The organism is Pseudoduganella sp. LjRoot289 (genome assembly GCF_964252925.1).
Classification (GTDB): Bacteria; Pseudomonadota; Gammaproteobacteria; order Burkholderiales; family Burkholderiaceae_D; genus Rugamonas.
Genome location: NZ_CAXUPN020000001.1, coordinates 867568 through 879447, shown reverse-complemented (window position 1 = coordinate 879447; position 11880 = coordinate 867568). Strand labels below are relative to the sequence as shown.

At 65.6% G+C, this 11880-nt stretch carries 12 protein-coding genes; 3 read left to right on the top strand and 9 right to left on the bottom strand.

Going from position 1 to position 11880, the window contains the following annotated elements; translation table 11 throughout:
* Positions 1-72: 72 nt before the first annotated feature.
* The 4 genes from ACSQ8Y_RS03910 to ACSQ8Y_RS03895 all read right to left on the bottom strand — a co-directional run bounded on the left by ACSQ8Y_RS03910 (position 73) and on the right by ACSQ8Y_RS03895 (position 5349).
* Positions 73-516: an Hsp20/alpha crystallin family protein gene (locus ACSQ8Y_RS03910; protein ID WP_436265147.1), complete on the bottom strand. Its 444-nt coding sequence runs from the start codon at positions 514-516 to the stop codon at positions 73-75.
* A 153-nt stretch (positions 517-669) separates the two neighbouring features.
* Positions 670-1977, bottom strand: coding sequence for a replication-associated recombination protein A (locus ACSQ8Y_RS03905; RefSeq protein WP_436269748.1), 1308 nt, complete (start codon positions 1975-1977; stop codon positions 670-672).
* 176 nt (positions 1978-2153) lie between these two features.
* Positions 2154-2795, bottom strand: a complete 642-nt coding sequence (gene lolA, locus ACSQ8Y_RS03900; RefSeq protein ID WP_436265146.1) for an outer membrane lipoprotein chaperone LolA — start codon at positions 2793-2795, stop codon at positions 2154-2156.
* 10 nt (positions 2796-2805) lie between these two features.
* Positions 2806-5349, bottom strand: a complete 2544-nt coding sequence (locus tag ACSQ8Y_RS03895) for a DNA translocase FtsK (protein ID WP_436265145.1) — start codon at positions 5347-5349, stop codon at positions 2806-2808.
* A gap of 200 nt (positions 5350-5549) precedes the next feature.
* Here ACSQ8Y_RS03895 and trxB point away from each other — a divergent pair, with 200 nt between their 5' ends.
* Genes trxB through ACSQ8Y_RS03880 form a run of 3 tightly spaced genes read left to right on the top strand, consistent with a single transcriptional unit; the run spans position 5550 to position 7919 of the window.
* On the top strand, positions 5550-6503 hold the full coding sequence (trxB, locus tag ACSQ8Y_RS03890; RefSeq protein WP_436265144.1) for a thioredoxin-disulfide reductase: 954 nt from the start codon (positions 5550-5552) through the stop codon (positions 6501-6503).
* Positions 6504-6507: 4 nt separating this feature from the next.
* Complete coding sequence (locus tag ACSQ8Y_RS03885; RefSeq protein ID WP_436265143.1) at positions 6508-7200, top strand: Smr/MutS family protein; 693 nt, start codon at positions 6508-6510, stop codon at positions 7198-7200.
* An 8-nt stretch (positions 7201-7208) separates the two neighbouring features.
* Positions 7209-7919, top strand: coding sequence for a GntR family transcriptional regulator (locus ACSQ8Y_RS03880; RefSeq protein ID WP_436265142.1), 711 nt, complete (start codon positions 7209-7211; stop codon positions 7917-7919).
* Between the two features lie 13 nt (positions 7920-7932).
* On the opposite strand, the gene ACSQ8Y_RS03875 is transcribed toward ACSQ8Y_RS03880, so the two are convergent.
* The 5 genes from ACSQ8Y_RS03875 to ACSQ8Y_RS03855 form a co-directional block, all read right to left on the bottom strand.
* On the bottom strand, positions 7933-8958 hold the full coding sequence (locus tag ACSQ8Y_RS03875; protein ID WP_436265141.1) for a porin: 1026 nt from the start codon (positions 8956-8958) through the stop codon (positions 7933-7935).
* Between the two features lie 66 nt (positions 8959-9024).
* The gene (locus ACSQ8Y_RS03870; RefSeq protein ID WP_436265140.1) at positions 9025-9753 is read right to left on the bottom strand and encodes an amino acid ABC transporter ATP-binding protein; all 729 of its coding nucleotides are present in this window, start codon (positions 9751-9753) and stop codon (positions 9025-9027) included.
* Positions 9734-10390 (bottom strand): amino acid ABC transporter permease, encoded by a 657-nt coding sequence (locus ACSQ8Y_RS03865; RefSeq protein WP_436265139.1) that lies wholly within the window; start codon positions 10388-10390, stop codon positions 9734-9736. Before ACSQ8Y_RS03865 ends, ACSQ8Y_RS03870 begins: the two co-directional genes overlap by 20 nt.
* Positions 10387-11055, bottom strand: coding sequence for an amino acid ABC transporter permease (locus ACSQ8Y_RS03860; RefSeq protein ID WP_436265138.1), 669 nt, complete (start codon positions 11053-11055; stop codon positions 10387-10389). The genes ACSQ8Y_RS03865 and ACSQ8Y_RS03860 overlap by 4 nt, the downstream gene beginning before the upstream one ends.
* A 10-nt stretch (positions 11056-11065) precedes the next feature.
* Positions 11066-11860, bottom strand: a complete 795-nt coding sequence (locus ACSQ8Y_RS03855; protein WP_436265137.1) for a transporter substrate-binding domain-containing protein — start codon at positions 11858-11860, stop codon at positions 11066-11068.
* Positions 11861-11880 lie beyond the last annotated feature (20 nt).

Genomic DNA, 11880 nt, shown 5'->3' with positions numbered 1-11880 from the left:
GGTCCGGTCAGTTGTAGTAGAGCCTGCAATTGTACCGTAGCAAACACACTCCGGCCAGCGCCGGGGCCGGACTCACTGGATCTGCAACTGCCGGCCGTGGGCGCCGGCGCGCTTGGGCAGCGTCAGTTCAAGGACGCCGTTGTTGCAGGTGGCGCTGGCCTGCTGGTCGTCCACCTCCTGCGGCAGCGTGAAGCTGCGGTACTGCTCGCCATGGAAGCGCTCGGTGCGCAGCATGGTGCCGCTTTGCGGCGTCGTTGGTTGCTGCTCGTCGTGCTTGGCGCGTATCGTCACCGTCTTGCCGTCGACCGACACGTTGATGTCCTGCTTGTCGAAGCCGGGCATCTCGGCGCGGATCACATAAGCCTGATCGGTTTCGGACACGTCCATGCGCATGCTGCGCGCCAGGTCGTTCTGCAATGGACGGTCCAACTCGTCGAAAAAGCGTTCAATGTCACGGAAGGGATCGAGCCGTGCCAGATCGCCGAAAGGACTGAAACGCGTGAGATTGTGTGCCATAACATCCTCCAATGCTAGTGAATAAGCTAATCCTGCGTGTGTAAGCTTAGCACCGGCTCCAGAGGCGTCCAGCGTCAATTCAATCGTGCGCCCAGGGCTTTTCCCCTCGCAAATCCGGCGCCGGCGCGCACAGCCGGAACGTCAACTCAGCGGTCATTCTTTTCGCGCTTCGTCGTCCAGGCTGCGCAGGAAGGCCAGCTTGTCGGCGATCTTGCTTTCCAGGCCGCGTGGCACCGGCTGGTACCAGCCCGGCTCGGCCATGCCGTCCGGCAGATAAGTTTCGCCGGCCGCGTAGGCGTTCGGCTCGTCGTGCGCGTAGCGGTATTCGTGGCCGTAGCCCAGCTCTTTCATCAGCTTGGTCGGCGCGTTGCGCAAGTGCACCGGCACCTCGCGCGACTTGTCGCGCTTGACGAAGGCCATGGCCTGGTTGAAGGCGTTGTAGCCCGCATTGCTCTTGGCGGCCACGGCCAGGTAGATCACGGCCTGGCCCAGCGCCAGCTCGCCTTCGGGCGAACCGAGGCGCTCGTAGGTGGCGGCGGCGTCGTTGGCCATGGTCAGCGCGCGCGGGTCGGCCAGGCCGATGTCTTCCCAGGCCATGCGCACGATGCGGCGCGACAGGTAGCGCGGGTCGGCGCCGCCGTCTATCATGCGGCAGAACCAGTACAGCGCGCCGTCCGGGTTCGAGCCGCGCACCGACTTGTGCAGCGCCGAAATCTGGTCGTAGAAGTTGTCGCCCCCCTTGTCGAAACGGCGCGCGTTCAAGGTCATCGCGTTCTCGACGAACCTGGCGTCGATCTTCTGTACCCCCGCCGAGGTGGCCGCGTTATCGGCCTGCTCCAGCAGGTTCAGGAAGCGGCGCGCGTCGCCGTCGGCGTAGCCGATCAGGGTATCGGCAGCCGCGTCGTCTATTTTCAGGTGAGACAGCACGCCCTTCTGCGCCTTGACCAGCAGTTCGCGCATTTCCTCGTCGCTGAGCGACTTGAGCACGTAGACCTGGGCGCGCGACAGCAGCGCCGAGTTCACTTCGAAGCTGGGGTTCTCGGTGGTGGCGCCGATGAAGGTCACCAGGCCGGACTCGACGAAGGGCAGCAAGGCGTCCTGCTGCGATTTATTGAAACGGTGGATCTCGTCGACGAACAGCAAAGTGTGCTTGCCGTGGCGGTCCAGGTTCTGCTGGGCCTGCTCCATGGCGGCGCGGATGTCTTTCACGCCCGCGAACACGGCCGACAGGGCGATGAACTCGGCGTCGAAGGCGTTGGCGGTCAGGCGCGCCAGGGTGGTCTTGCCGACGCCTGGCGGGCCCCACAGTATCATCGAATGCGGCTTGCCGGCCTGGAAAGCCAGCCGCAGCGGCTTGCCCTCGCCCAGCAGGTGAGCCTGGCCGATGACTTCGTCCATGGTCTTGGGACGCAGGGCCTCGGCTAGCGGCGCGCGGGGTTCGGTTTTGAAGAGGTCGTCCATCATGGCGGGGAGCTGCGTTGTGGTGGTGTGTCGTCCTCGCGCAAGCGGGGATCCATACCGCGCCTCAGCATCAGCCTCAGCATGGATTCCCACTTGCGTGGGAATGACAGGGTATTGGGTAGTCTAAGTCTAGCAGCGGCCGCCAGGCGGCCCTTGCGGCGACGCAAACGCTGCGTCTATTGCTTCGAAATCTCCACGCCCTTCGGCATGACGAAGGTGTAGTGCGCGGCGCCGACCTGCGGGTTCTTCTCGAACTTGCTGAACGTCAGCACCGACATCGATCCGAAATTATCCTTCAGCTCCATCGCCTCCGGCGTGCCGTTGCGCAGGCCGATGCTGATCTGCTCGAAGGTGGTGTCGGCGGTCTTGGGCACCGCTTTCAGCCATTCCAGGCCGTCGCGCGCGCCCCCCTCGGACAAGGTGAAGTTCTTCTCCAGGTCGTTGCTGCCGAACAGGATGGCGGCCGGCGACGAGCCCAGCGCGCTGCCCAGCTTCTTGACCGTGACCTGGTTCAAGTCCTTGTCGTAGATGTAGAGCTGCTCGCCGTCGGCCTGCAGCAGCTGCTCGTAAGGCTTCGCATAGGTCCAGATGAACTTGCCCGGACGGGCGAACTCGAACGTGCCGCTGGCCGGGGCCGAGGTCTTGGTCCCGGTGCCGGAGGCCTTCACCTGGCGCTGCGTGAATTCGCCGCGCGCCGACTTGGTGCTGGCGACGAAGGTCTTGAACTGCTCCAGCGCCGTGGCATGCGCCGCGCCGGCCAGCAGCAGCGAGCCCGCCAGCATGGCGGCCAGGGCCGTGATTTTCTTAACTTGGGTCATGCTTGTCCTTTTATTCTGCACTGGCAGCCGGCACCAGGATGTCCCGGTTGCCATTCGACTGCATGGGCGATACCACGCCGCTATTTTCCATCTGCTCCAGCAGGCGCGCCGCACGGTTGTAACCGATGCGCAAGTGGCGCTGCACCAGCGAAATCGAGGCCCGCCGGTTCTTCAGCACCACCTGGACCGCCTGGTCGTACATCGGGTCGGCTTCGCCGCCGCCCTCGCCCGCCGCGCCGCCGCCCTCGGCGCCGCCCTCGCCTTCCAGCGTGCCGCCCTCCAGGATGCCGTCGATGTAATTCGGCTCGCCCTGCATTTTCAAGTGTTTCACCACGCGGTGCACCTCCTCGTCCGACACGAAGGCGCCGTGCACGCGCACCGGCAAACCGGTGCCGGGCGGCATGTACAGCATGTCGCCCATGCCGAGCAGCGCTTCGGCCCCCATCTGGTCCAGAATCGTGCGCGAGTCGATCTTCGACGACACCTGGAAGGCGATGCGGGTCGGGATGTTGGCCTTGATCAGGCCGGTAATCACATCCACAGATGGGCGCTGCGTCGCCAGAATCAAGTGCAGGCCCGCCGCGCGCGCCTTCTGGGCGATGCGGGCGATCAGTTCCTCGACCTTCTTGCCGACCACCATCATCAGGTCGGCCAGCTCGTCGATGATGATGACGATGGTGGGCAGCTTGTCGAGTGGCTCAGGCGAATCGGGCGTGATGCTGAACGGATTCGGGATGTGCTCTTCGCGCTTGGCCGCCTCGGCGATCTTGGCGTTGTAGCCGGCCAGGTTGCGCACGCCCAGCTTGGACATCAGCTTGTAGCGGCGCTCCATCTCGTTGACGGCCCAGTTCAGCGCATGGCCGGCCTGGCGCATATCGGTCACCACCGGCGCCAGCAGGTGCGGAATGCCTTCGTAGACCGACATCTCCAGCATCTTCGGATCGATCAGTATCATGCGCACGTCGGCCGGGTCGGACTTGTAGAGCAGCGACAGGATGGTGGCGTTGATGCCCACCGATTTACCGGAACCGGTGGTACCGGCCACCAGCAGGTGCGGCATCTTGGCCAGGTCGGCCACCACTGGCTTGCCGGCGATGTCTTTGCCCAGCGCCACGGTCAGCGGCGAGGCGTTGTCGTGGTAGACCTTGGAGCCGACGATCTCCGACAGGCGCACGATCTGGCGCTTCGGATTGGGCAGCTCGAGCGCCATGTAATTCTTGCCCGGGATGGTTTCCACCACGCGGATCGAAGTCAGGGACAGCGAGCGCGCCAGGTCGCGCGCCAGGTTGACGATCTGCGACCCCTTGACGCCCGTCGCCGGTTCAATTTCGTAGCGCGTCACCACCGGGCCGGGATAGGCCGCGACCACGCGCGCTTCCACGCCGAAGTCCGACAGCTTCTTCTCGATCAGGCGGCTGGTGAACTCCAGCGTCTCCACAGCCACGGTTTCCTGCGACACCGGCGCGTCGTCCAGCAGCGACAGCGGCGGCAGGTCGCCGGGGCGGGCATCCTGGAACAGCGCGCCCTGGCGCTCCTTGACGGCGCGTTCGGACGGCACCACCGACGTCACCTGCTGCTCGATCTTGACCGGCACCGGCGCCAGGAACTTCTCCGGCGCCGCAGTTGGCATAGTCATCGGCCTGCCCATGGGCGCGTCGTCCGCGTCCATGCCCATGGCGCCGGCCAGCCCGGCCGACGGCGCGGAAGCAGGCAGGGGAACGCCCATGCGCGGCTCGGCGCGGACCGGCTGGACCGGCCTCTCGACGTGCTTTTCTATATGCTTGGCGCGCTCGCTGACCACCACTTCGTCGCGCTTGACGGTGGCGCGTTCGCCCTGGATGCGGTCTTCGCGGTCCTGGTAGCGGTGCGCCATCCACTCGAAGCAATCCTCGATGAAGCCGCCGATGCGCTCGGCCACGGCCAGCCAGGAAACATGGAAGAACAGGCTGAAACCCAGCCCGAACAGCAACAGCAGCAGCAAGGTGGCGCCGGTGAAACCCAGGCCGACGTGCGCGCCGTGGCCGATCAGCTTGCCCAGCACGCCTCCCGGCGCCAGCGGCAGCGGCGTCTTCAAGGTGTACATGCGCAGGAATTCCAGGCCCAGGCTGCCCACCAGCAGGAAGGCGAAGCCGACCACGCGTATCAGTCCCTCGTGGCGGTGCTCCGCCTCCACTTCTTCCTTGGTGACGAATTTGCGCGTCAGGCGGCGGTAGCCGCTCCAGACCGCGCGCAGCAGCCACACGCACCACCACCAGGCCGACAGGCCGAAGATGTACAGCATCAAATCGCTCATCCAGGCGCCGGCGCGGCCGCCCAGGTTGAACACCTTGGGCACCACGTTCGAGTGCGACCAGCCCGGATCGGCCTTGTTGTAGCTGAACATGATCAGCAGGAAGTACAGCGCCAGCGCCGCCAGCGCGAACCAGCGCGCCTCCGACAGCAGCCGCACCAGCCGGTTCGGCAGCGGCTGGCGTTCGGTGGGCGCGCGGGTGTAGCTGATCGGCTGCTGCTTGGTCGGCTGCTGCTTCGAAGGCTGTTCTCTCGTTTTAGACATTGATACTTTTATAAGATTTTTGCGGCCGCGCCATAGGGCGCCGGCTATTTGGGGATATTCTAAGCCATCTTATAGGGAACAGCCCTCCCAATTCATGCAGATCGCGCGCTTGGACTATAATTCTGCTTTGCCTGCCGGCATTGTCTTTGCCGCGCCCGCCCCCAACTCCGGACTATCCGAACTAATTAGAGAAGCTGCTCATGACCACTACCAAACACGCCAAAGTTTTGATCCTCGGCTCCGGCCCAGCAGGCTACAGCGCGGCCATCTATGCCGCGCGCGCCAATCTGAACCCTATGCTGGTGACCGGCGTGGAACAGGGCGGCCAGCTGATGACCACCACCGACGTGGAAAACTGGCCGGCCGACCCGATGGGCGTGCAGGGTCCGGACCTGATGCAGCGCTTCCTGCAGCACGCCGAGCGTTTCAACACCGACATCGTGTTCGACCACATCCACACCGCCAAGCTGGACGAGAAGCCGATCCGCCTGATCGGCGACAGCGCCGAATACACCTGCGACTCGCTGATCATCGCCACCGGCGCCTCGGCGCAGTACCTGGGCCTGCCCTCCGAGCAGGAGTTCATGGGCCGCGGCGTGTCCGCCTGCGCCACCTGCGACGGCTTCTTCTACCGCGGCCAGGAAGTGGCCGTCATCGGCGGCGGCAACACCGCCGTCGAGGAAGCGCTATACCTGTCCAACATCGCCACCAAGGTCACGCTGATCCACCGCCGCGAGAAGTTCCGCGCCGAAGCCATCCTGATCGACCGCCTGATGGCCAAGGTCGCCGAAGGCAAGATCGAACTGAAACTGAACCACACGCTGCACGAAGTGACGGGCGACCAGGGCGGCGTGACCGGCCTGACCCTGGCGGCCACCGCCGACGGCGCGCAGACCCAGATCAAGGTGCACGGCCTGTTCGTGGCGATCGGCCACAAGCCGAACACCGGCATCTTCGAAGGCCAGCTGGAAATGCACAACGGCTACATCAAGACCAAGACCGGCACCGAGGGCATGGCCACCGCCACCACCGCGCCGGGCGTGTTCGCCGCCGGCGACGTGCAGGACCACATCTACCGCCAGGCCATCACCAGCGCCGGCACCGGCTGCATGGCCGCGCTGGACGCCCAGCGCTACCTGGAAGGCCAGGAATAAAGCCATGGCCGGACTGAAGGACTTCGCCGACCTGAAAATCCTCGGCAAACAGCTGAAGGAACAGGGAGAGGCGCGCGCGGCGGCCGACGCCGAGCGCGCCAAGCGCGAAAAAGTGGCGGCGGCGGAAGCGAACATCTTCCGCAACACGCTGGGCCAGGTGCAGCGCATGCCGGAGCAAAACCGCTATGTGCACCAGCCCGCGCCCGTGGTGTCGGCCAAGGCGCTGGCGGCGGCGAAGAAGCGCGGTCCGCTGACGCCCGACGAACAGCGCCAGGACGACGCGGCCGTGCTGCAGGAGTCCCTGTCGGACCTGTTCGAGGTCGACCACTACATGGAGGAAGACCCGGCGCTGAACTACGCGGCGCCCGGCGTCGGCCCCGATGTGGTGAAAAAGATGCGCAAGGGCCACTGGCCGGTGCAGGACGAGCTGGACCTGCACGGCCTGAACCGCGACGCCGCGCGCGACGCGCTAGGCGCCTTCCTGACCCGCGCCAACCAGCGCGGCGCGCGCTGCGTGTGCGTGATCCACGGCCGCGGCTTCGGCTCGCGCGGCCAGGAGCCGGTGCTCAAGTCCATGGTGCACAGCTGGCTGGTGCAAAAGGAAGTGGTCGCCTTCAGCCAGGCCCGTCCGTCCGAAGGCGGCGAAGGCGCGCTGATCGTGCTGCTGCGCGCCGCGCTGGCGCCGGAACGGCGTTAAAACAGCCCATGACCGACCAGGAAGCAGTACCAGCCCAGGCCGTTGAATCGGCCGAATCGATCGCGCGCGACATCGCCGAGGCGATCGCCGAGCATCGCCTGCCGCCGGGCACCAAGTTAAGGGAAGAGGCGCTGGGCCGCGCCTACGGCGTGAGCCGCACCAAGGTGCGCGCCGCGCTGCTGATGCTGTCCAAGGAAAAACTGATCGAAATCGTGCACGACAAGGGTGCGTTCGTCGCCAAGCCCAGCGCGGCGGAAGCGCGCGAGATCTTTGCCGTGCGGCGCATCCTGGAAGCGGCGCTGGCGCGCGAATTCGTCGCCAAAGCCAGCGCCGGCGACTACCGCCGCCTGCGCGACCACCTGGCGGCCGAGCAAGCCGCGCTGGCATCGCACGGCTCCAGCCAGCGCACCCGCCTGCTGGGCGACTTCCACGTGCTGATGAGCGAAGTGGTCGGCAACAGCGTGCTCACCGACACCATCCGCGAACTGGTGGCGCGCAGTTCGCTCATCACCATGCTGTACCAGCCGAGCAGCGACGCCGAATGCTCGTCGGTCGAACACGGCGCCATCCTCGACGTTGCCGAAAGCGGCAACGCCGAGGAAACCGTGCAGCTGATGCTGCGCCACCTGGAACACGTGGAAGCCGGCCTGCGCTTCGACGGCGTGGAAACGCCGAAGCGCGACCTGATCAGCGCCCTGCTGATGGCCAACGACGGCTGAGTACCTGCTGCGCTCAGAAGCGGTGGGACATGCCGCCGCCGTAGAAGTTGACGGATGTCGCCGCTTTGCGCTGGCCCGCGTCCACGTACAGATAGGTGCGCGCCGACAAGCTATGCTCCCAGCCCAGGCCCAGCTGCTTGGTCTGGACCGCGCCGTCCGGCTGCTTGCGGCCATAACCGAGCAAGAAGGTCTCCGCCCCCATCACGTAGTTGGCGCCCGTCACCCACGCCTTGGTGACCGGGTTGCGCGCCAGCGTCGCGCCCTGGTCCTGGCGCTGGTAGGAGGCCACCAGCTTCAGCGCCGCGCTGGCCATGGCGGATCCCGCCACCGACCAGATTTTCGTCTCGGCCGCATTGCGCTCGGTCGCCAGCATGGCGGCGAACGGTCCCGCCTTATAGGTCGCCGACACCGAATACGGATTGCTGTGCAGCGGCGAGTTGGCGGGATATTGCGGCGCGGCGGCGGTGCCGCGGCCGATCAGCGCGCTGTTGCCCAGGGCTTCCTTGCTGGCCACCGTCACGTTGATCTGCGCGCCGCCCACTTCAGGCGAATTGTAGAACACGGCGTTCGACCAGCGGTTGGCCGACGAGCCGCTCGGATCGAGCGGCTGGCTGGTGTAGCCGGCCACCGTCAGGTCGGTCTGGAAGCCCGCCGTGCTGGGCACGCCGCGCCATGGCTCGAAGGCCGAACTGGAATCCTGGAACGCCGTCAGGCCGCGGCCGAAGCGCAGCGTGCCGAAGTTGCCCTGCAAGCCGACCCGGCTCTGGCCCTGGAACAGCGGACGGCTGACGCCTTCTATGGTGCCGATATCCGGGTCGTAACGGATTTCCAGCTGGAAGATCGCCTTCAGGCCGTCGCCCAGGTCTTCCGCGCCGCGAAAGCCCAGGCGGTTGTTGTCGCGCCGTCCCACCACGGTGGCGCCGCCGCTCTTTTTCGATACGCCCAGGTCGATATTGCCGTACATGGAAACCGACGACTGCGCCTGCGCGCCACCGGCAGCAGCGGCCAGCACCAGGATACTCACCATGCTTTTCTTCATTTTTCTCTCTTTCAGGTTGAGGCACTACGAACGAATGGTTATGCAACAGCGGTCATGCAACAGCGCTTATGCAACAGCGGCGACGAAATTGGCCAGTTCCGCCGTGGCCGGACTGGCGAACAGCAATTTCGGATGGCCCTGCTCGTGGATGCGGCCCTGGTGCATGAACACCAGTTGGTCGCCGACTTCGCGCGCAAAGCGCATTTCATGGGTCACCATGATCAGCGTCATGCCGTCGTCGGCCAGGCGGCGCACCACACCCAGCACTTCATTGACCAGTTCCGGGTCCAGCGCGGAGGTGATTTCATCGCACAGCAAGACCTTGGGCTCCATCGCCAGCGCGCGCGCAATCGCCACCCGCTGTTGCTGGCCACCCGACAGCTGATCCGGATAGGCGTCGAACTTGTCGGCCAGGCCGACCTTGGCCAGCATGGCGCGCGCCAGCTCTTCCGCTTCGCGCCGGCCAAGCTTCTTCACCACCGTCGGCGAGAGCATCACGTTCTGGCCGGCCGTCATGTGGGGATACAGGTTGAACTGCTGGAACACCATGCCGACCTTGAGCCGCAGCGCGCGCAGATCGGTCTGGCCCGCCGTCACCGGCACGCCGTCCACGGCCAGCGTTCCCTGGTCGAAACGCTCCAGGCCGTTGATGGTGCGCAGCAGGGTGCTCTTGCCGGAACCGCTGCGGCCGATGATGGCCGTCACCTGGCCTGCGCCCACGCTCAGGTCTATGCCCTTGAGCACATGGTTGGCGCCGTAGCGCTTGTGCAAGCCATTAATGGTTACGAGCGACATGCATTTTCCTTTCCAGGGTTTTGGCGTACAGCGACAGCGGGTAGCAGATGCAGAAATACAGCAGCGCCACCAGGCCGTACACGGTGAAGGGCGCAAAGCTGGCGTTGCTGATCATGCCGGCCGCCTTGCTCAATTCGACGAAGCCGATGATGGACGTGACGGCGGTCGCCTTGACCACCTGGACTGAAAAGCCCACGGTGGGCGCGATGCCGATGCGCAGCGCCTGCGGCAGGATCACGTGCCGCATCTGCGCCACGTAGCCGAGCGCCAGGCTGGACGACGCTTCCCACTGGCCGCGCGGGACAGCCTCCACGCAGCCGCGCCAGATCTCGGCCAGGTAGGCGCTGGTAAACAAGGTCAGCGCAATGGCCGCCGCGCTCCAGGGCGACAGTTCCAGTCCCGCCAGCGACAGGCCGAAGAACAGCAGGAACAGCTGCATCAGCAGCGGCGTGCTTTGAAACACTTCGATATAGCCGATGGCAAACAGGCGCAGCGCGCGGTGGCTGGAACTGCGCAGCAGCAGCAAGGCCGCGCCGGCCAGGCCGCCGCACACGAAGGCCAGCAGCGACAGCGCCACGGTCCAGCGCGCCGCCAGCAGCAGGTTGCGCAGGATGTCCCAGGTGCTGAATTCGTTCATGCCGTCCTCCCCGCCAGGAAGCGCCGGCCGCCCCAGGCCAGCAGGCGGCGCAAGCCTAGCGCCAGGCAGAAATACAAAGCGGTGGCGACCAGGTAAGCCTCGAAGGCGCGGAAGTTGCGCGACTGGACGAAGTTGGCGCCGAAGGTCAATTCCTCGGCCGAGATCTGCGAACAGACGGACGAGCCCAGCATCACCACCACGATCTGGCTGGTCAGCGCCGGCCAGATCTTCAGCAGCGCCTGGCGCAGCACCACGTGGCGGAAGATCTGCAGCCGCGTCATGGCCAGCGCCTGCGCCGCTTCCAGCTGCCCCTTGGGCACGGCCTCGACGCCGGCGCGGATGATCTCCGTGCTGTAGGCGCCCAGGTTGAGCACCATGGCCAGGGTGGCCGCGTCCCACTCGTCCAGCCGCAGGCCGATGCTGGGCAAGCCGAAAAACACGAAGAACAGCTGCACCAGGAAGGGCGTGTTGCGTATCAATTCCACGTAGGCGCCGAACAGTTGCGCCAGTACCGGCAGTTTCCAGGCGCGCGACAGCGCCCCCAGGATGCCTATGCCCACGCCCAGTACCGTGCCCACCGTGGTCAGGCGCGCGGTGCCCAGCAAGCCGCGCCACAGGTAATCGCGGTACTCCCACAAGCTGCTGAAGTCGAACAGGTAGGACATCGCCGGCCCCTTACAGGAAGGAGGCCACCGGACGCTTGAGCTTCAGCCATTTCTCCGCGATGGCGTTCAGGGAACCGTCCTGCTTGGCCTTCTCGACGATCTGGTTGACCCGTTCCAGCAGCTGCGGCTCGCCCTTGTTCAGGCCGATGTGGCAAGGCGAATTCTTGATGATGAACTTGAAGTCCAGCTTGTGCACCGGCTGCTTTTCCGACACCGCACCCGCGACCACGTTGCCGGTGGCGATCAGCGGCACCTGGCCGGACAGGAAGGCGGCGATGGTGGCGTTGTTGTCCTCGAAACGCTTGATGGTGGCGCTGGCCGGCGCCAGCTTGCTCAGCTCCAGGTCTTCCACCGCGCCGCGCGTCACGCCCACGGTCTTGCCGGCCAGTTCCTCGGCCTTGCCGATCGCCACCTGGGCGGAACCGAACACGCCGCTGAAGAATGGCGCGTAGGCGACGCTGAAGTCGATGACCTTTTCCCGCTCGGGATTGCGGCCCAGGCTGGAGACCACCAGGTCGACCTTTTTCGTATTCAGGTAGGGAATGCGGTTGGCGCTGGTGACGGGCACCAGTTCCACCGCCACGCCCAGCTCCTTCGCCAGCAGCATGGCCACGTCGATGTCATAGCCCGCCGGCTTCATGTCGGTGCCCACCGAGCCGAAAGGCGGGAAGTCCTGCGGAACCGCCACGCGCAGCACCTTCTTTTTCAGGATATCGTCCAGCGCGGCGGCATGCGCGGACGGCGCCAGCAGGAAGGTGGTGACAGCGGACAGCATCAGGCAGGACAGCATGGAACGGCGTTTCATATCAGGCTCCTTGAGTAGTG